The following is a 19641-nucleotide window of genomic DNA, read 5'->3' on the forward strand; positions in this document are numbered from 1 at the left end:
GGGAAGTCAGCTATAGACGCGGCCAAGCACCTGGCGATGGCTCTCGAACTGATCGAGCACATCACGCACGATCTGGTCTGGGGCAAAGCCCATCAGGTCGTACTCCTGACTGCCGTCATGCAGGTAGACCTCGGCGCGGTAGAAGCGCTGGCGCAGTTCAGGCTCACCCTCGACCGGCGCCTCGCTCGGCGCGGCCATATAGCCGTCAAGGCTCACTTCGTAGACGAACGGGTTGCCCTCTTCCATCATCACCCGCAAGCCCATCAGGTTGCGCGACTGGCCAACGCGGGTTTCCACCTCGAAGCCCTGCGTCTGCAGCTGTGCAGCGGCTTCTTTCAACGCCGGGCTGACCTGCTTGTCCATGAAGCGCTGCACCACGGCCTGGGTCGGCTGCAGTTCCAGCTGGGTCAGGCGCTCGCTAAAGCCGCGACGGCCACGGGCGGCCAGTTCGGCGCGCTCCTGCTCGATCACCACGTCCTGCTTCATGGCCTTGTACAGGCCGAACATGAACAGCACCAGCACCACCGAGAACGGCAGGCCCGCCAGCACGACCATGGTCTGCATGGCTTCGAAGTTACCGGCAAACAGCAGGCCGATGGTCACCAGGGTGATCACCACGGACCAGAACACCACCATCCAGTGCGGGGCATCTTCGTCGACCTTGCCGCCTGTGCACGACAGGTTGGCCATCATCACCGCGCCGGAGTCGGCCGGCGTGAGGAACAGCACGAACCCGACGAACACTGCCACACCAATGACGATCTTGGCTGCCGGGAAGTATTCCAGCAGCTGGTAGATCGACATCGATGGCTGTTCCAGCGCAGTCTTGCCCAGCTCCACGGCGCCCTGGTTGATCACCAGGTCCAGTGCGGTGTTGCCGAAGATCGACAGCCAGGCCAGGGTGAAGCCCAGCGGGATCAGCAGCACACCCATCACCAGTTGGCGCACGGTGCGGCCCTTGGAAATACGGGCAATGAACATGCCGACGAACGGGCCCCAGGAGATCCACCAGGCCCAGTAGAACACGGTCCACAGGCCCAGCCAGCGCTCCGACTTGCCGGCTTCGCCTTCATACACATAGAGGTCGAAGGTTTTCAGCACGATGCCGTTCAGGTAGTCGCCAACGTTCTGCACGAAGCCGTTGAGCAGGTGCAGGGTTTCGCCGCCCAGCAGCACGAAGATCAACAGGCCACTGAACAGCATGATGTTCAGGTTGGACAGGCGGCGGATGCCGTTCTCCACGCCCGATACCGCTGCCACGGTAGCCACGCCGGCCATGACCAGGATCACCACCAGCAGGTTGGTCTTGCTGTGGTCCATGCCGAACAGGTATTCCAGGCCGGACGATACTTGCATCGCGCCGATGCCCAGGTTGGTCACCAGGCCCAGCAGGGTGACGAACATGCCGAAGATATCGACGGCGTTGCCGGCAGCGCCCTTGACCCAACGCTCGCCCACCAGCGGGTACAGCGCCGAGCGCAGTGCCAGCGGCTGGTTGTGGCGGTAGGCAAAGTAACCCACAGCCAGGCCGACCAGGGCATAGATCGCCCAGCCGTGCAGGCCCCAGTGCAGGAAGGTCAGCTGCAGGCCCTGGCGCGCGGCCTCGAGGCTGGCAGGAGTGCCTTCCGGTGGGTTGAAGTAGTGGTCCAGGGGCTCGGAGGCGCCGAAGTACAGCAGCGAAATACCGATACCGGACGAGAACAGCATGCCGGCCCAGGCGCCGTAGCTGAAGTCAGGCTGGTCGTCCTTGCCACCCAGCTTGAGGCTGCCGTAGTCGGAGAAAGCCAGGTAGACGACGAACAGCAGGTATCCGCAGATGACCAGCATGTAGTACCAGCCAAAGGTGCGCGTCAGCCACTTCTGGGCCACGCCCAGCACCTGGCCGGCGGTTTCGGGTACAGCGATCAGCAAGGCAGTCAGAACAAGGATCATCAGCGCGGAGGTGAAAAACACCACGCGGTTGACCCGTACCCTCTCGGCGGGGGGCTTGGTAAGTGAGGCAGAACTCATTGCACGAATGCTCCGGGCAGTGCGGCTGTGGAGGCTAATCAGTCTTTCCCGAGCAATTGGTGGAATATCCCCACTGCATCAGGTGTTATAAAAGAACCCTGGAAACCGTGATCCCGAATCGATACGTTGCCAAAAACAGACAGGTGGCCTGCTGAAAATGCCACGCCTCAACGGAGGTGCGCGCATTCGTCACAGGTCACCCCGCCCGCTCCAAGGGCCTGTCGCAGGGCCAATGGCCGTACGGCAGAATCTGCATTTCGCATCGCTCATGCCCGTCAACACCTTGTATTCCGGGGGTTACGCGATTTCCTGGGGTGTCAATCCGTGCCTTCTCGACCGCCTGAAAAACTGTCAATGGCACAAATTGTCGCAGAGCTTATTCTTTATTGATTGAACGTTCAATCAAAACAAAATAGACTGGCCTTCGCCGAGTCAGCCGCCTGTCGTCTGCTCGCAGGCCTGAGGAGATAGCAAGATGCCCAAGGTCGGTATGCAACCCATCCGGCGCCAGCAGTTGATCGAAGCCACATTGCAGGCGGTCGATCAGGTCGGACTGGGGGACGCCAGCATTGCGCTGATTGCCCGTTTGGCCGGTGTGTCGAACGGCATCATCAGTCACTACTTTCGGGACAAGAACGGCCTGATCGCAGCGACGATGGGTTACATCATGAGCATGCTCAACGAAGGCGTCAGAGCACGTCGCCAGGCCCTGAAAGACGACAGCCCGCGCGCTCACCTGAAAGTGATCATCGAGGGCAACTTCGATGCCAGCCAGGTAAACGGCCCGGCAATGAAAACCTGGTTGGCCTTCTGGGCTTCCAGCATGCACCAGCCCGATTTGCACAGGTTGCAGCGGATCAACGACCACCGCTTGTATTCCAACCTGTGCTGCCAGTTCCGCCGCGCCCTGCCGCTCTACCATGCGCGCAAGGCAGCCCGCGGCCTGGCAGCCCTGATCGACGGTTTGTGGCTGCGTGGCGCCCTGTCGGGTGATGCATTCGACACCGACCAGGCGATACGGATTGCTTACGAATACATGGAACTACAACTGGCCAAGCAGCACACCCTGGGCACAAACGACCAGGCTGCTGACAATGCGCGCAGGGCCCTTGCCAACCCGGCAGGAGCATGACGCGCAAGCCAAACCACACACTGCACTTGCGAGGACACTATGGCCCGTTTCGGAACGCAAAAACTCTACATTGATGGCGCTTACGTCGACGCTGGCAGCGATGCCACTTTCGAAGCCATCAACCCGGCCACCGGCGAAGTCCTCGCCCACGTACAGCGTGCTACCGAGGCTGACGTCGAGAAGGCCGTGGAAAGCGCCGAGCGTGGCCAGAAAGTCTGGGCTGCGATGACTGCCATGCAGCGTTCGCGCATCCTGCGCCGCGCCGTCGACATCCTGCGCGAGCGCAACGATGAGCTGGCCATGCTGGAAACCCTGGACACCGGCAAGTCGTACTCCGAAACCCGCTACGTCGACATCGTTACCGGCGCCGACGTGCTGGAATACTACGCAGGCCTGGTACCGGCCATCGAAGGCGAGCAGATCCCGCTGCGCGAATCGTCCTTCGTCTACACCCGCCGCGAGCCGCTGGGCGTGACCGTGGGTATCGGTGCCTGGAACTACCCGATCCAGATCGCCCTGTGGAAATCTGCCCCGGCCCTGGCCGCTGGCAACGCGATGATCTTCAAACCGTCGGAAGTCACCTCGCTGACCACCCTGAAACTGGCCGAGATCTACACCGAAGCCGGCCTGCCGAACGGCGTGTTCAACGTTCTGACCGGCAGCGGCCGCGAAGTCGGCACCTGGCTGACCGAGCACCCGCGCATCGAAAAAGTGTCTTTCACCGGCGGTACCACCACCGGCAAGAAAGTCATGGCCAGCGCCTCCAGCTCTTCGCTGAAGGAAGTGACCATGGAGCTGGGCGGCAAGTCGCCACTGATCATCTGTGCCGACGCCGACCTGGACAAGGCCGCTGACATCGCCATGATGGCCAACTTCTACAGCTCGGGCCAGGTGTGCACCAACGGCACCCGCGTGTTCATCCCGGCTGAAATGAAGGCGGCCTTCGAAGCCAAGATCGCCGAGCGCGTTGCCCGCATCCGCGTTGGCAACCCAGAAGACGAAAACACCAACTTCGGCCCGCTGGTCAGCTTCCAGCACATGGAAAGCGTGCTGGGCTACATCGCCAAAGGCAAGGAAGAAGGTGCCCGCGTGCTGTGCGGCGGCGAGCGTCTGACTGCCGGTGACTTCGCCAAAGGTGCCTTCGTTGCGCCGACGGTGTTCACCGACTGCACCGACGACATGACCATCGTCAAGGAAGAGATCTTCGGCCCGGTGATGAGCATCCTCACCTACGAAACCGAAGAAGAAGTGATCCGCCGTGCCAACGACACCGACTACGGCCTGGCCGCCGGCGTCTGCACCAACGACATCACCCGCGCCCACCGCATCATCCACAAGCTCGAAGCCGGTATCTGCTGGATCAACGCCTGGGGTGAATCGCCGGCCGAAATGCCGGTAGGTGGCTACAAGCAGTCGGGCGTCGGCCGTGAAAACGGCGTCAGCTCGCTGGCTCAATACACTCGCATCAAGTCGGTCCAGGTCGAGCTGGGCGGCTACAACTCGGTTTTCTGAACCCTGTCTAGCCCCGCCCGTGCCACCGCGCACGGGCGTTCCCGCTCCCCGATCACCGCCAACACGAGGGTACTTTCATGTCCCAAGAATTCGATTACATCATCGTCGGTGCCGGCTCGGCCGGTAACACCCTGGCGACCCGCCTGACCGAAGACGCCGGCGTCACCGTATTGCTGCTGGAAGCCGGTGGCCCCGACTACCGCTTCGACTTCCGCACCCAGATGCCAGCCGCCCTGGCCTTCCCGCTGCAAGGCCGCCGCTACAACTGGGCCTACGAGACCGACCCGGAGCCGTACATGGACGGCCGCCGCATGGAATGTGGCCGTGGCAAGGGCCTGGGTGGCTCGTCGCTGATCAACGGCATGTGCTACATCCGCGGCAACGCCATGGACTTCGACGGCTGGGCAGAACTGCCAGGCCTGGAAGACTGGACCTACCTGGACTGCCTGCCGTACTTCCGCAAGGCCGAAACCCGTGACATCGGCCCGAACGACTACCATGGCGGCGAAGGCCCGGTCAGCGTGACCACGCCGAAAGCCGGCAACAACCCGCTGTTCCACGCCATGGTCGAAGCCGGCGTACAGGCCGGTTACCCACGCACAGAAGACCTCAACGGTTACCAGCAGGAAGGCTTCGGTCCGATGGACCGCACCGTGACCAAGAACGGCCGCCGCTCCAGCACTGCCCGTGGTTACCTGGACCAGGCCAAGAAGCGCCCGAACCTGACCATCGTCACCCACGCCCTCACGGATCGCGTTCTGTTCGACGGCAAGCGCGCCATCGGCGTGACCTACCTGGTCGGCGACAGCGAAGAACGCGTCGAAGCCCGCGCCCGCAAGGAAGTGATCGTCAGCTCCGGGGCCATCGCCTCGCCGCAACTGCTGCAGCGCTCCGGCGTCGGCCCGCGCGCCCTGCTGGAAAGCCTCGACATCCCGGTTGTGCACGACCTTCCGGGCGTTGGTGAAAACCTTCAGGACCACCTGGAACTGTACCTGCAGTACGCCTGCACCCAGCCGGTTTCGCTATACCCGTCGCTGCTGTGGTGGAACCAGCCTGCGATCGGTGCCGAGTGGATGTTCAATGGCACCGGTATCGGCGCCAGCAACCAGTTCGAGGCCGGGGGTTTCATCCGGACTCGTCCGGAGTTCAAGTGGCCGAACATCCAGTACCACTTCCTGCCGGTTGCGATTAACTACAACGGCTCCAATGGCGTGAAGGAACATGGCTTCCAGGCGCACATGGGCTCCATGCGCTCGCCTGCCCGTGGCCGCATCCAGGTCAAGTCGAAAGACCCGCGCCAGCACCCGAGCATCCTGTTCAACTACATGTCCACCGAGCAGGACTGGCAGGAATTCCGTGACGGCATTCGTCTGACCCGTGAAATCATGGCCCAGCCGGCGCTGGACCCGTACCGTGGCCGCGAAATCAGCCCGGGCGCTGACGTGCAAACCGACGAGCAGTTGGACAAATTCATCCGCGAGCACGCCGAAACCGCCTTCCACCCGTCCTGCTCGTGCAAGATGGGCACCGACGACATGGCAGTGGTCGATGGTGAAGGCCGCGTGCACGGCATGAAGGGCCTGCGCGTGGTCGATGCCTCGATCATGCCGCTGATCATCACCGGCAACCTCAACGCCACCACGATCATGATCGCCGAGAAGATTTCGGACAAGATCCGTGGTCGCAAGCCACTGCCGCGCAGCACCGCCAAGTACTACGTGGCGGGCGATGCGCCAGTGAAAGGCAAGCCGATGCGTGAAGTGAAGCAGGGCTGAGGCCTTGATCAGGGGCCGCGCAGCGGCCCCTTTCACGTTTGCTCAGGCGGGTAGCGCAAAGAATGTGCGCATCAACGAATCATCCTCCGTGCCCAGCCGCATCGCCAGTGCCTGGCGATCGAACAGCTTGCCTGTGCGCATGTCACGCACGGCCGTCCCGCCTGGCGCCTGCGCCAGTGCCTTCAGGCACACCTCGGTAAAGCGATAATTGTGCCCTTGAACGGCCGTCACCTTCTCCACTTGCAGGTAGCGCCCGGGCATCATCAAAGACTCTGCCTCATCAGGTCGCCTTGAAAAGGGCCCGATGGGCGTCGCCTGCATGTCCTCGCCCGGCTCCAGCACATAAACCAGCGCATTCTCATCAAAGGCACCCCGGCCACTGACCTGAGCCTGAGGGTCGTTGAAAACCTCCCAGAGGGCATAGGGGTTTTCCGTGAATGACGTGAAGTCGGTGGTCACCAGCACGTCACCCACTTCAATGGCACCCTCACCAACTGCCTGAAAACCCGTGCCCCGCAGGCTGGAGGCAGCCCGATACAGCCTCACCTGATTACTGACGCCAATCTGCCCAAGTGCGCGGGCAAGGTCATGGCTGCGCTGGATATTCCCGGCGCGAGTGCCCTCCAGCGGCATACCCCGCCACAGGTTGTTGTAGCGCTCCGGCGAGCTGGTGTACTCGGCAATGGCGGGCGAACCAAACCCGAGCTCATCGCGGTAGACAGGGTAGGGCTCACCGAATGCATCCAGATACTCGCCATTGGGCCCCACGGCATCGAGATCAGCCCACGGAACCGCGCCCAACAGGGCTTCCTGGCGGGCCAGCGCCTGATCCGACACAGCCAGCAGGTCGTCTGCCGCCGGCGCCATGTAAAGCTCCCAATCGACCTTGGCAGCGGAGGCTTGCGCCTGACCAGTCACACGCGGGGGGACGTGGCCATCAGTGAACAGCTCGCTGGCACGCATCATGGCTATATCGAGCAGGATGAACAGGATATCCGTCAGTACTGACCACCATGCTGCCGTGCGCCAGGCCTGCTTGCCATTGATTGCCCTGTCCAGGTGCAGCGCCAGGCTTGCGGTGCCCAGACCGAGCGATGCCAATATCACTGGCCAGCCAAGCGGCGCCATCGGCGCAATTATAAAACTCGCTGCTTGCAAGCCCGACAGCCAATCGGCCTTGCGCAACTGTGCGTTGGTGGTCAGCCGTTCGTGGGCGTCGCTGGTCAGATCATCCATGACCGAATCACGCAGACGAACGAACAGGTCCCCTTCAATGGCCTGTCCTGAAAACGTGGTGTCGCCTCGCGACTGTGCGAGCAACTTGAAGTAATTGCGTAGACGCGGGCGTAGCGACTGCACCAGTACCCCGTCCCCGACGAACAGCCTGACCAGCCGCTCTCGCCCCGCAGTCGTGGTGGCCTGGTCAGCCATCCACATCTGGAACGCATGGCGATCGTCGAACACCTGCACCACAGCCTGCGCATCGGCAAGATAGAGGCACAACCTGCCAGTCTTCAGCTTGTGCAAGAACATCAGCTTGGCGCTGATACCGCCGATGACAAGAGCGTTCCATTGAGGTTGGGCATTCGCCTGCCTGGCCTGTCGCAGGCCTTGCACGGTGCTTGGCAGAGCGGCATCAGCGACCGTCACCGCCATCAGTTCCTGGCGCTCAGGTTGGCTCAGCGCAGATTGGCCCACAGCAGCAATGAAGCGGGCACGGGCCAGGACACAATAGTCTTCGCCATGCCGTGACCGGAACTTGCTCAGCGCCTCGGTATAGCGCCCTGCAAAATCCAACTGCCAGAACGCCGTCAGTACTTGCCGAGGGTCGAGCCGCACTTCGTTGCGCTCGTCGTAAACTGCGTGGCTGGCATCCACCCGGTAGAAGCCACCATAAACACTCAACTCGTCAGCACTGGTCTGCTGCTGCGGGCTGAATCGCTGGATGACCAGTTCGGTAAGGCTCAAAGACCGCAGTGGCGGCCCACTGTGGCGCCAGCCGGTGAAGCTCGACGAACTGCTGGCCGCCGACTGGAACTCGTGCCAATAGAGCCCGTCCGGGTCCAGCCAGTACCCCAGTTGGCGGCGAAGCACGTGGCCCGCCGCCTGGCGCGCCAGATTGTGCAAATCAGGAAATTGCCCGAGCAGGCGCTGGGCCACCTGGGCGAGAGAAATGGTTTCTTTGACATTCATGTCCTTGGCTGCCTGACAGTGGGCAAACCATTACAGCCGCAAGCCGCAGCGACGATGCGGTATCGCTTTACAGCCTGCGCCGGCATCAGGTTAGAATCGATTGGCACGCGACCTGCTAGCTGTTGCTGAATGCGCTACCACGCCCCTTCCCCGCTGTCTCGGAGTACCTGCCTTTGGATGCAAGCACCATCAACAGCCTGTTCCTGATCGGCGCATTGCTGGTGGGTGCAAGTATCCTGGTCAGCTCGCTGTCGTCGCGCCTGGGTATCCCTATTCTGGTCATCATCCTCGCCGTCGGCATGCTCGCCGGTGTCGATGGTGGCGGCATCATCTTCAACAATTACCCAACCGCCTACCTGGTGGGCAACCTGGCACTGGCCGTCATCCTGCTTGACGGTGGCCTGCGTACGCGGGTGGCAAGCTTCCGCGTGGCGCTGTGGCCGGCGCTGTCGCTGGCCACAGTCGGGGTGATGATCACCACCGCCCTCACCGGCCTGGTTGCCGCCTGGCTGTTCAACCTGAGCCTGATCCAGGGCCTGCTAATCGGCGCCATCGTCGGCTCCACCGACGCCGCTGCAGTGTTTTCGCTGCTCGGCGGCAAAGGCCTGAACGAGCGGGTTTCCGCTACCCTCGAGATCGAGTCGGGCAGCAACGACCCAATGGCGGTGTTCCTCACTGTCACCTTGATCGACATGATCGCCAGCGGCGAGACCGGCCTGCACTGGAGCCTGCTGGGTCACTTGCTGCGTGAGTTCGGTATCGGCGCGCTGCTGGGCCTGGGCGGCGGCTGGCTGATGCTGCAACTGGTCAACCGTATCAATCTGGCCGGCGGCCTGTACCCCATTCTGGTAGTGGCCGGCGGCCTGGTAATGTTCTCGCTGACCAACGCCCTGCATGGTAGCGGCTTCCTCGCTGTTTACCTGTGCGGCCTGGTGCTGGGCAACAAGCCGATCCGTAGCCGCCACGGCATCCTGCACATGCTCGACGGCATGGCCTGGCTGGCCCAGATCGGCATGTTCCTGGTGCTGGGGTTGCTGGTCACGCCGCACGACCTGCTGCCCATCGCCCTGCCGGCACTGGGCCTGGCGCTGTGGATGATCCTGGTGGCGCGGCCACTGTCGGTGGTCGCGGCCCTGCTGCCGTTCAAGGCTTTCCATGGCCGCGAAAAGGGCTTCATTTCGTGGGTCGGCCTGCGCGGCGCGGTACCGATCATTCTGGCGGTGTTCCCGCTGATGGCGGGCCTGCCAGACGCCCAGCTGTTCTTCAACCTGGCGTTCTTCATCGTGCTGGTGTCACTGCTGGTGCAGGGCACCAGTCTGCCGTGGGTGGCCAAGCTGCTGAAAGTGACGGTACCGCCAGACCCGGCGCCGATCTCCCGCTCCGCCCTTGAGGTGCACATCACCAGCGAGTGGGAGATGTTCGTCTACCGCCTGGGCGCAGAAAAATGGTGCATCGGTGCCGCCCTGCGCGAACTGAAAATGCCCGAAGGCACGCGGATTGCCGCGCTGTTCCGTGGTGAGCAACTGCTGCACCCGTCGGGCAGCACCGTGCTGGAGGTTGGCGACATGCTCTGCGTGATCGGCCACGAACACAACCTGCCGGCCCTCGGTAAGTTGTTCAGCCAGGCGCCACAGCGTGGCCTGGACCTGCGCTTCTTCGGCGACTTCGTGCTCGAAGGCGATGCCGAACTGGGTGCGGTGGCAGCGTTGTATGGCCTGAAGCTCGATGGCCTCGACGCGAAAATGCCGCTGGCACAGTTCATCCGACAGAAGGTCGGAGGCGCTCCAGTAGTAGGGGACCAGGTCGAATGGCATGGCACGATCTGGACCGTGGCAACCATGGACGGGAACAAGATCCAGAAAGTAGGCGTCAGATTCCCCGAAGGAACGCGACCCGGACCAGGATTGTTCCTCTAAACTTCGTTTCAGCCGGATCCACAAGTAGTCTGCCTATGTCCCTGCGCGTGTACCTTCGCACAGCCCTGCTCGGGTTGTGCCTGTCCCTTTCTTTTGCGGCTGGCGCGGCAGAAGCCCCGACCACCGCCAGTATCCAGAACAGCCTCGACAAGATCGCCGAGCGCAAGCTGCCCGAGGCAGACCAGAAGGCGCTGCAGCAGGTGCTCGAGCAAACGTTGAGCCTGCTTGCTGCCAAGGAAGACAACGAAAAGAAACTGGCTGCACTCAAGCAGCAGCTGAGCAGTGCCCCCAAGGAGACCAGCGACAGCCAGAAGGAGTTGGCCAAGCTCAAGGAAACCAAGGCACAACCGGTGGCACAGCGCTACGCCACCCTCACCGTGCCACAGCTTGAACAGATGCTCAGCGAACGCAACACGCAGCAGGGCGAGCTGCAAAAGGCGCTGTCTGAAGCCAACAGCCTGATCATCAACTCGCAAACCCGCCCCGAGCGCGCCCAGGCCGAGATCAGCAGCAGCCAGACGCGCACCCAGCAGATCAACAACATCCTCAAAACCGGCAAGGACGGTGGCAAAGCCATCAATGCCGACCAGCGCAATCAGCTCAACGCCGAGTTGGCCTCGCTCAACGCGCTGACCCTGCTGCGCCGCCAGGAACTGGCCGGCAACAGCCTGCTGCAAGACCTCGGCAATGCGCGTCACGACCTGCTGGTCGAGCGCGCTGCGCGCCTGGAGCAGGAAATCCAGGACCTGCAGACGCTGATCAACGCCAAACGCCTGGCCCAGTCCCAGGAAGCCGTCACCCAGCAGTCGATCGAGGCTCAGAAGGCCGGCGGCAGCAGCCTGTTGGCCACTGAAAGCGCGATCAACCTCAAGCTTTCCGACTACCTGCTCAAGAGCACCGATCGCCTTAACGAACTGACCCAGCAGAACCTGCGCACCAAGCAGCAGCTCGACAGCCTGACCCAGGCCGACCAGGCGCTTGACGAGCAGATCAACGTGCTCAAGGGAAGCCTGCTGCTGTCGAAGATTCTCTATAAACAGAAACAGACCCTGCCGCACCTGAAGGTCGACCGCGACCTGGCCGACCAGATCGCCGACACCCGCCTGTACCAGTTCGAAGTCAACCAGCAACGCGAGCAGATGAGCAGCCCGGTCACCTACGTCGACAAGCTGCTGGCGGCGCAACCGCAGGAAGATGTGACACCGCAGCTGCGCAAGGCCCTGCTGGAAGTGGCCATCACCCGCAGCGACCTGTTGGAGCGGCTGAACCGCGAGCTGTCGGCGCTGCTCAACGAATCGATCACCCTGCAGCTCAACCAGAAGCAGCTGCTGGGCACCGCGCAGAGCCTGCGCACCACCCTCGACGAGCAAATGTTCTGGATCCCCAGCAACAAGCCGCTGGACTGGGACTGGCTGCAATACGTGCCAGAGCGCCTGGCCGACCAGGTCGCCAACCTGCCATGGGGCTCCAGCCTGAAAGAGCTGGCCGATGGCCTGAGCCAGCGCCCGTTGCTGTTCCTGCCGCTGCTGTTGGTGATCGGCGCGCTGTTGTGGCGGCGCAAATACCTTTACCAACGGTTGGGCAAGGTGCACCAGGATATCGGCCACTTCCGCCGTGACAGCCAATGGCACACGCCCCAGGCAATCCTTATCAACATTCTGCTGGCGATGCCCGTCAGCCTTGGCCTGGCGCTGTGCAGCTATGCCTTGCAGATCGACGCCCGCGGGCAAAACGCCAACCTGGGCGCCGCACTCTGGCAGCTGGCCCAGGCCTGGCTGGTGTTCTACACCGCCTACCGTATCCTCGCACCCGGTGGCGTGGCGGAAGTCCACTTCCGCTGGCACAAACCGCAGGTCGAGTTCCTGCGCGGCTGGGTTCGCCGCCTGGGCACTGTGGTGCTGGCACTGGTCGGCGTGGTGGCGGTGGCCGAGCACCAGCCTTCGGCACTGGCAGACGACGTGTTGGGCATCGGCGTGGTGCTGACCTGCTATGCGCTGATGGCCTGGCTGCTCAGCCGTCTGCTGCTCAGCAGCCCGGCACACCGTGACACCTCGCTGTTCCGCAGGGCGGTGGGGGTAGCGTTCACCGCCCTGCCCATCGCCCTGTTCGTCGCCGTGTGCTTCGGCTACTACTACACGGCACTGAAGCTTACCGACCGACTCATCTACACCCTGTACCTGCTGCTGTTCTGGTTGGTGATCGAAGCCGCCTTCGTGCGCGGCCTGTCGGTGGCTGCACGGCGCCTGGCCTACCAGCGTGCGTTGACCAAGCGTGCGGCGGCCAAGGAAGGGCTGGATGGCGAAGTCATCACCGAGGAGCCAACGCTGGATATCGAACAGGTCAACCAGCAGTCGCTGCGCCTGATCCGCCTGGCCCTGCTCGGCGGCTTCATCGCCGGCCTGTACTGGGTGTGGGCCGACCTGATCTCGGTGTTCGCCTACCTCAACAATTTCGTCCTCTACGAATACACCAGCGGCACCGGCGCCGCCGCCAGCATGGTACCGATCAGCCTCGGCGACCTGCTCGGCGCGCTGGTGATCGTCGGCATCACCTTCGCCCTGGCCGGTAACTTGCCAGGCCTGCTGGAGGTACTGGTGCTGTCTCGCCTGAACCTGGCCCAGGGCAGTGCCTACGCCACCACCACGCTGTTGTCGTACACCATCGTCGGCATCGGCATCGTCAGCACCCTGTCGACCCTGGGGGTGAGCTGGGACAAGCTGCAATGGCTGGTGGCCGCGCTGTCAGTAGGGCTGGGCTTCGGCATGCAGGAAATCTTCGCCAACTTCATCTCCGGCATCATGATCCTGTTCGAGCGCCCGGTACGGATTGGCGACACCATCACCATCGGCAACCTGTCGGGCACGGTAAGCAAGATCCGCATCCGCGCCACCACCATCACCGACTTCGACCGCAAGGACATCATCGTCCCCAACAAGACCTTCATCACTGGCCAACTGATCAACTGGTCGCTGACCGACACGGTCACCCGGGTGACGCTGAAGCTGGGCATCGACTATGGCTCAGACCTCGACCTGGTGCGCGACCTGCTGCTCAAGGGCGCGCATGAGAACCCACGCGTGCTCAAGGATCCGGAACCGATCGTGTACTTCCTCAACTTCGGCGAAAGCTCGCTGGACCACGAACTGCGCATGCACGTCCGTGACCTGGGCGACCGCAACCCGACGCTGGACGAGATCAACCGCTACATCAACCGCGAGTTCAAGGCCCATAACATCAAGATCTCGGTACGCCAGGTAGAGGTGTTCCTGATGGATGCGAAGGGCAGCAAGCAGCAATTGATTCCGATGGAACAGCCGAAATCGGATGGCACTGCTTCGGCCTGAATGGGCTCGAATACTTTATTGTGTGCAAAATGGCTGCGAGGGCTTCGCCCTCGTTCGCGGGTAAACCCGCTCCTACATCGGGCGCTGGCCGCTGTGGGGGCGGGTTCACCCGCGAAAGGCCGCCAAGCGGCCCCATTGGCACCGATTCCAAGGAGCAGTCCCGTGAAAGCCCTCGACCAACTCACCTTCGACAACCGCTTCGCCCGCCTGGGCGATGCGTTCTCCACCCAGGTGCTGCCCGAGCCCATTGCAGACCCGCGCCTGGTGGTAGCGAGCGAGTCGGCCATGGCCTTGCTCGACCTCGACCCCGCCCAGGCCGAGCTGCCGGTGTTCGCCGAGCTGTTCAGCGGCCACAAACTGTGGGAAGAGGCCGACCCTCGGGCGATGGTTTATTCCGGCCACCAGTTCGGCTCGTACAACCCACGTCTGGGCGACGGCCGTGGCCTGCTGCTGGCCGAAGTGCTCAACGACGCAGGCGAACACTGGGACCTGCACCTCAAGGGCGCCGGCCAGACACCCTACTCCCGCATGGGTGACGGCCGTGCCGTGCTGCGCTCGTCGATTCGCGAGTTTCTCGCCTCCGAAGCCCTGCACGCCCTGGGTATCGCGACCAGCCGGGCACTGTGCGTAATCGGTTCCAGCACCCCGGTGTGGCGCGAAACCCGTGAAAGCGCGGCCATGCTGACGCGTCTGGCGCAGAGCCATGTGCGTTTCGGCCATTTCGAGTACTTCTACTACACCAAGCAGCCCGAGCAGCAGCGCGTGTTGATCGACCACGTGCTGGAACAGCACTATCCCGAATGCCGTGACGCCGAGCAGCCTTACCTGGCCATGTTCCGCACCATCGTCGAGCGCAATGCCGAACTGATCGCCCGCTGGCAGGCGTATGGCTTCTGCCACGGCGTGATGAACACCGACAACATGTCGATCCTCGGCATCACCTTCGATTTTGGCCCCTACGCGTTCCTGGATGACTTCGACGCCAACTTCATCTGCAACCACTCCGACGACCGTGGCCGCTACAGCTACGCCAACCAGGTGCCCATCGCCCACTGGAACCTCAGCGCGCTGGCCCAGGCACTGACCACCGTGATCGAAGTTGAGCCACTGAAGGAAGCGTTGGGCCTGTTCCTGCCGCTGTACCAGGCCCATTACCTGGACCTGATGCGCCGGCGCCTAGGGCTGACCACCGCCGAAGATGATGACATGGTGCTGGTCGAGCGCCTGCTGCAGTGCATGCAACGCGGTGGCGTGGACTACAGCCTGTTCTTCCGCAAACTGGGTGAGCAGCCGGTAGCCGAGGCGCTGAAGGTGGCGCGCGATGACTTTATCGACCTGGCCGGTTTCGATGCCTGGGGCGCAGACTACCTGGCCCGCTGTGGGCGTGAGCCCGGCAATGCCGAAGGCCGCCGCGAGCGGATGCATGCGGTGAACCCGCTGTACGTGCTGCGCAACTACCTGGCGCAGAAAGCCATCGAAGCGGCCGAGGCGGGGGACTACAGTGAAGTTCGACGGCTGCACCAAGTCCTGGCCAGGCCTTTCGAGGAACAGCCCGGGATGCAAGCCTACGCCGAGCGACCGCCGGAGTGGGGCAAGCACCTGGAAATCAGCTGCTCTTCCTGATTAGTGCCGAATCCTGTGGGAGCGGGCGTGCCCGCGAAGCAGGCAGCGTGATGGATTGCACCGGCTTCGCCGGTGTTCGCGGGCACGCCCGCTCACACAAGGAAACCGTGAACCCAACACCGGAGATGAAATGACCGACCCACTGGTAATCCCCTGCCCCCACTGCAACGGCCTCAACCGCCTGCCCGCCGAGCGCCTGGGCGATGCGCCGAAATGCGGTCGCTGCAAAAAGGATGTGCTGTTGAGCACCCCCTTCGAACTTACCGAAGCCAGCTACGCCAGCCAGATCAAAGGCGACCTGCCGCTGCTGGTCGACATCTGGGCCGACTGGTGCGGCCCGTGCAAGTCATTCGCCCCCACCTTCGAAGAGGCCGCCCGGAAGCTTGCTGGCCGCTGCCGCCTGGCCAAGCTCGACAGCGAAGCCAACCGTAACCTCGCAGGGCAACTGGGCATACGCTCGATCCCCAGCCTGCTGCTGTTCAAGAACGGCCGCGAAATCAGCCGCCAGGCCGGGGCGTTTCCACTCCAGTCGCTGCTGGAGTGGCTGCGTAGCCAAGGGGTTTAAGCGTTTTCTTCAAGCAGCGAATGCAGCTCGACAAACTGCTGAGTCAGCTTGTGCCGCGGCTCCAGGTGAATCAGCGGCAGGCTGGCGTGGTGCGATTCGCGCATTTTCACCGAGCTGCCCAAGTACACCGGCAGCACCGGCAACCCTTCGGCCAGCAGTTCGTCGAGCATCTGCTGCGGCAGGCTGGCACGTGACTGGAACTGGTTGACCACGATGCCTTCGACCACCAGGTCTTCGTTGTGGTCTTCCTTGAGGTCTTCGATCTCGGCCAGCAGCCCATACAGGGCCTGGCGCGAAAAGCTGTCGCAGTCGAAGGGGATCAGCACGCGATCGGCAGCGATCAGCGCAGAAACCGCATAGAAATTAAGCGCCGGCGGGGTATCGATGTAGATACGCTCGTAATCCTCGTCCAGCTCGTCGAGCAACTTGCGCAGCTTGTTGATCTTGTGTTTTGCCTCCAGCTTTGGCTGCAGGTCGGCCAGCTCGGCAGTGGCGGTGACCACATGCAGGTTGTCGAACGGGGTTTCGTAGATATCGACCTTGTTCTTCTTGCTGAACGGCCCGCTGGAAAGGCTTTGCTTGAAGAAATCGGCGATGCCCATGGGGATGTCCTCGCCGGTCAGGCCGGTGAGGTATTGGGTCGAGTTCGCCTGGGCATCCAGGTCGATCAACAAGGTCCGGTAGCCTTCATTGGCACTGACCGCCGCCAGGTTGCAGGCAATGCTCGACTTGCCCACGCCACCCTTCTGATTGAACACCACGCGCCGCATGATTGACCTCCGTGTATCAACGAATGCCCGAGTATGTGGTGGCAGTGGGGCAATGACCAGTGCCATTTGACCGGCATCACGCCTGACCGACCACCTGCCCTGTCAACAACTCGGCAAATGCCTTGGCCATGACCGAATGACCACGCTCGCGCTGCACCAGCCACACCGCCGTCATCGCCTCTTCATCGAGCAAGGTGCGGTACACCACCCCTTCGATGCGCATGCGCTGGAACGACGCCGGCAACACCGACACCCCCAGCCCCGCCGAGACCAGGCCGATGATGGTCATCGCTTCCCCTGCCTCTTGCGCAAAATGGGGGCTGAAACCCGCATGCCGGGCCAGGCTCAGCAATTGTGCATGCAAGCCGCTGCCATAACTGCGCGGGAAGAACACGAAGGGCTCAGGGGCCAACGCCGCCATGTAGACGCCTTGCTCAGTGCCCTCAGCCAGCGGATGCGAGGCATTGATCACCGCCACCAACGGTTCTCGGAACAACTCGGTGGCCACCAACCCCTCCGGCAGCGGCATCGGCCGCATCAACCCCACCTCGATGGACTCGTCGAATACCCCTTCGGCAACATCACGGCTGCTCATTTCCTTGAGGTTCAGGTGCACCGCCGGAAAGCGCTGACGGAAGGCGTGAATGGCCTTGGGGATTTTCGAGGTGAACGGGGCCGAGGAGGTGAAACCGATTTTCATCTCCCCCAGCTCGCCCAACTGCGCACGCCGGGCGACATCCGCGGCCTTCTCCACCTGCGCCAATACCTGGCGCGCCTCCTCGAGGAACAATCGACCGGCCTCGCTCAGTTCGACACGACGGTTGGTCCGGTCGAACAACCGCGCCCCCAACTCCTGCTCCAGGGCCTGGATCTGCTGACTCAAGGGCGGTTGGGAAATACCCAGCTGCTGGGCGGCGCGGCCAAAGTGCAGCTCTTCGGCCACAGCAATGAAGTAACGCAGATGACGCAGTTCCATGAGCCGCTCCAATCAAGTCGTAAAACATCTCAAATAGGTCGAACAATATATTGGATCTAATCGTTAGCCAGCTATATGCTTTTTTCATTGCGCCAGAGGTACCCGCCCGTGAAAACTGCAGTAGCCCCCCTCCTCCTTGAGCCAAAACCTGCCATCCTGACCGAAATGTGGATCGAAAAAGGCACACCCGCCTTCATGAAAACCGTGCTGGCCTTGTTCAGCGGCGGTTTCGCCACCTTCGCCTTGCTGTACTGCGTACAGCCGATGATGCCTCTGCTGTCCCGGGAGTTTGCCATCAACGCGGCACAGAGCAGCCTGGTGCTGTCGGTGTCCACCGCCATGCTGGCGTTCGGCCTGCTGATCACCGGCCCCATTTCTGACCGCATCGGACGCAAGCCCGTGATGGTGTTCGCGCTGGTCTGCGCCGCCCTGTCCACCTTGGCCAGCGCAGTGATGCCCAGCTGGGAGCTGGTACTGGCCACCCGCGCATTGGTCGGCCTGTCGCTGAGCGGCCTGGCGGCAGTGGCGATGACTTACCTGAGCGAAGAGATCCACCCGCAACACATTGGCCTGGCCATGGGCCTGTACATCGGCGGCAACGCGATTGGCGGCATGAGCGGGCGGCTCATCACGGGCGTACTGATCGACTTCGTCAGCTGGCACACGGCGATGCTGACCATTGGCGGCCTGGCCCTGGTGGCCGCGCTGGTGTTCTGGAAGGTGCTGCCGGAGTCACGCAATTTCCGCGCACAGACGATGAACCCACGCAGCCTGCTGGACGGCTTTGTCATGCACTTCAAGGACGCCGGCCTGCCCTGGCTGTTCCTTGAAGCCTTCCTGCTGATGGGCGCCTTCGTCACATTGTTCAACTACATCGGCTACCGCCTGCTGGCCGAGCCCTACCACATGAACCAGGCGCTGGTCGGCTTGCTGTCGGTGGTTTACCTGTCGGGTATCTACAGTTCTGCACAGGTCGGCGCCCTGGCGGACAAACTGGGCCGGCGCAAGGTGTTCTGGGCCAGTATCGTGGTAATGGCGGTTGGCTTGCTGATGACGCTGGCCAGTCCACTGGTGATGGTGATCGTGGGCATGCTGGTGTTCACCTTCGGCTTCTTTGGTGCGCACTCGGTGGCCAGCAGCTGGATCGGCCGCCGGGCGCTGAAGGCCAAGGGGCAGGCGTCGTCGCTGTACCTGTTCTGCTACTACGCTGGCTCCAGCGTGGCCGGTACGGCGGGCGGGGTGTTCTGGCACCAGTGGGGCTGGAACGGGATCGGGCTGTTCATTGGCAGCTTGCTGGCGGTGGCCTTGATGGTGGCGTTGCACCTGAGCAAGTTGCCACCCAAAACGGTGTGATGCATTCGTGGGCACGCCCGCACCCACAACCTGTGGGAGCGGGTGTGACCACGAAGAGGCCATCAGATCAGTTGATGATCTCGACAATATCCACATCCACTTCCCGGCTCATCAGGTGCTTTTCAACCTCACCGGTCAGCTTCACCTTGGTCTTGTCGTTGAACGGTGTCGGCGGCAGGTCCTCATCGTCGATCTCGACAGTGATGGTGCCGGTGTTGTCCTTGAACTCGTACTTGTCGTCGTTGTTGATCTTCTTGGTCACGAAGCCCTGCAGCACAACCGGGGTGTCGTCGGCGGCGTCGTTCGCGGCGGCAACCGTGGTTACCGACTGGGCGCCAGGGCCGGTGTAGCCAGCCGCAAATGCGCCAGTGCTGAACAAGGGGGCGAGGATGAGGGCGAGATAACGGATTTTCATGATAATCGGGTCCTGTTTCGGTTTCGATGGGACCAGATTAGCGACGATCGCTGAATT

At 62.5% G+C, this 19641-nt stretch carries 13 protein-coding genes and 1 pseudogene; 8 read left to right on the forward strand and 6 right to left on the reverse strand.

Features of this window, described 5'->3' with window-relative positions; translation table 11 throughout:
• Window positions 1–6 precede the first annotated feature (6 nt).
• Window positions 7–471 (reverse strand): hypothetical protein, encoded by a 465-nt coding sequence (locus ACF8FB_RS06585; protein WP_172830944.1) that lies wholly within the window; start codon window positions 469–471, stop codon window positions 7–9.
• A pseudogene (locus tag ACF8FB_RS06590) lies at window positions 419–1953 on the reverse strand (BCCT family transporter). Before ACF8FB_RS06590 ends, ACF8FB_RS06585 begins: the two are co-directional and overlap by 53 nt.
• 532 nt (window positions 1954–2485) lie before the next feature.
• Here ACF8FB_RS06590 and betI point away from each other — a divergent pair.
• The 3 genes from betI (at window position 2486) to betA (ending at window position 6429) form a co-directional block, all read left to right on the forward strand.
• Window positions 2486–3142 carry a transcriptional regulator BetI gene (gene betI / locus ACF8FB_RS06595; protein WP_014859113.1) on the forward strand — a complete coding sequence of 219 codons (657 nt, stop codon included), beginning with the start codon at window positions 2486–2488 and terminating at the stop codon, window positions 3140–3142.
• Window positions 3143–3181: 39 nt separating this feature from the next.
• Window positions 3182–4654 carry a betaine-aldehyde dehydrogenase gene (betB, locus tag ACF8FB_RS06600; protein ID WP_003249182.1) on the forward strand — a complete coding sequence of 491 codons (1473 nt, stop codon included), beginning with the start codon at window positions 3182–3184 and terminating at the stop codon, window positions 4652–4654.
• A 77-nt stretch (window positions 4655–4731) separates the two neighbouring features.
• A complete protein-coding gene (betA, locus tag ACF8FB_RS06605; RefSeq protein WP_010955611.1) occupies window positions 4732–6429 on the forward strand; it encodes a choline dehydrogenase in 1698 nt (565 codons plus the stop codon).
• A 42-nt stretch (window positions 6430–6471) separates the two neighbouring features.
• On the opposite strand, the gene ACF8FB_RS06610 is transcribed toward betA, so the two are convergent.
• On the reverse strand, window positions 6472–8622 hold the full coding sequence (locus tag ACF8FB_RS06610) for a dermonecrotic toxin domain-containing protein (RefSeq protein WP_392511133.1): 2151 nt from the start codon (window positions 8620–8622) through the stop codon (window positions 6472–6474).
• Window positions 8623–8795: 173 nt separating this feature from the next.
• Here ACF8FB_RS06610 and ACF8FB_RS06615 point away from each other — a divergent pair, with 173 nt between their 5' ends.
• The 4 genes from ACF8FB_RS06615 (at window position 8796) to trxC (ending at window position 16070) form a co-directional block, all read left to right on the forward strand.
• Window positions 8796–10538, forward strand: a complete 1743-nt coding sequence (locus ACF8FB_RS06615; protein ID WP_392511134.1) for a potassium/proton antiporter — start codon at window positions 8796–8798, stop codon at window positions 10536–10538.
• Between the two features lie 35 nt (window positions 10539–10573).
• A complete protein-coding gene (gene mscK, locus ACF8FB_RS06620) occupies window positions 10574–13882 on the forward strand; it encodes a mechanosensitive channel MscK (protein ID WP_392511135.1) in 3309 nt (1102 codons plus the stop codon).
• Window positions 13883–14044: 162 nt separating this feature from the next.
• Window positions 14045–15505 carry a protein adenylyltransferase SelO gene (gene selO / locus ACF8FB_RS06625; RefSeq protein ID WP_392511136.1) on the forward strand — a complete coding sequence of 487 codons (1461 nt, stop codon included), beginning with the start codon at window positions 14045–14047 and terminating at the stop codon, window positions 15503–15505.
• A 130-nt stretch (window positions 15506–15635) separates the two neighbouring features.
• A complete protein-coding gene (gene trxC, locus ACF8FB_RS06630; RefSeq protein WP_010955616.1) occupies window positions 15636–16070 on the forward strand; it encodes a thioredoxin TrxC in 435 nt (144 codons plus the stop codon).
• On the opposite strand, the gene ACF8FB_RS06635 is transcribed toward trxC, so the two are convergent.
• Window positions 16067–16840, reverse strand: a complete 774-nt coding sequence (locus tag ACF8FB_RS06635; RefSeq protein ID WP_010955617.1) for a ParA family protein — start codon at window positions 16838–16840, stop codon at window positions 16067–16069. The genes trxC and ACF8FB_RS06635 overlap by 4 nt on opposite strands.
• A 76-nt stretch (window positions 16841–16916) precedes the next feature.
• The gene (locus tag ACF8FB_RS06640; RefSeq protein ID WP_010955618.1) at window positions 16917–17816 is read right to left on the reverse strand and encodes a LysR family transcriptional regulator; all 900 of its coding nucleotides are present in this window, start codon (window positions 17814–17816) and stop codon (window positions 16917–16919) included.
• 165 nt (window positions 17817–17981) lie between these two features.
• Between ACF8FB_RS06640 and ACF8FB_RS06645 the strand changes: the two genes are divergently transcribed.
• Window positions 17982–19169, forward strand: a complete 1188-nt coding sequence (locus tag ACF8FB_RS06645) for an MFS transporter (RefSeq protein WP_232014165.1) — start codon at window positions 17982–17984, stop codon at window positions 19167–19169.
• A 67-nt stretch (window positions 19170–19236) separates the two neighbouring features.
• On the opposite strand, the gene ACF8FB_RS06650 is transcribed toward ACF8FB_RS06645, so the two are convergent.
• Entirely contained in the window at window positions 19237–19584 is a 348-nt protein-coding gene (locus ACF8FB_RS06650) for a YgiW/YdeI family stress tolerance OB fold protein (RefSeq protein ID WP_014859120.1), read from the reverse strand.
• Window positions 19585–19641: the final 57 nt, after the last annotated feature.

It is taken from the genome of Pseudomonas sp. yb_2, assembly GCF_043103905.1.
In the GTDB taxonomy this organism is placed as follows: domain Bacteria; phylum Pseudomonadota; class Gammaproteobacteria; order Pseudomonadales; family Pseudomonadaceae; genus Aquipseudomonas; species Aquipseudomonas alloputida.

What these genes read in the sequence shown, in the direction of transcription:
- betI (WP_014859113.1), top strand. Translation starts at nt 2,486, where the DNA reads ATGCCCAAGGTCGGTATGCAACCCATCCGGCGCCAGCAGTTGATCGAA.
- betB (WP_003249182.1), top strand. Translation starts at nt 3,182, where the DNA reads ATGGCCCGTTTCGGAACGCAAAAACTCTACATTGATGGCGCTTACGTC.
- betA (WP_010955611.1), top strand. Translation starts at nt 4,732, where the DNA reads ATGTCCCAAGAATTCGATTACATCATCGTCGGTGCCGGCTCGGCCGGT.
- ACF8FB_RS06610 (WP_392511133.1), bottom strand. Translation starts at nt 8,622, where the DNA reads ATGAATGTCAAAGAAACCATTTCTCTCGCCCAGGTGGCCCAGCGCCTG.
- mscK (WP_392511135.1), top strand. Translation starts at nt 10,574, where the DNA reads ATGTCCCTGCGCGTGTACCTTCGCACAGCCCTGCTCGGGTTGTGCCTG.
- trxC (WP_010955616.1), top strand. Translation starts at nt 15,636, where the DNA reads ATGACCGACCCACTGGTAATCCCCTGCCCCCACTGCAACGGCCTCAAC.
- ACF8FB_RS06635 (WP_010955617.1), bottom strand. Translation starts at nt 16,840, where the DNA reads ATGCGGCGCGTGGTGTTCAATCAGAAGGGTGGCGTGGGCAAGTCGAGC.
- ACF8FB_RS06640 (WP_010955618.1), bottom strand. Translation starts at nt 17,816, where the DNA reads ATGGAACTGCGTCATCTGCGTTACTTCATTGCTGTGGCCGAAGAGCTG.
- ACF8FB_RS06645 (WP_232014165.1), top strand. Translation starts at nt 17,982, where the DNA reads ATGTGGATCGAAAAAGGCACACCCGCCTTCATGAAAACCGTGCTGGCC.
- ACF8FB_RS06650 (WP_014859120.1), bottom strand. Translation starts at nt 19,584, where the DNA reads ATGAAAATCCGTTATCTCGCCCTCATCCTCGCCCCCTTGTTCAGCACT.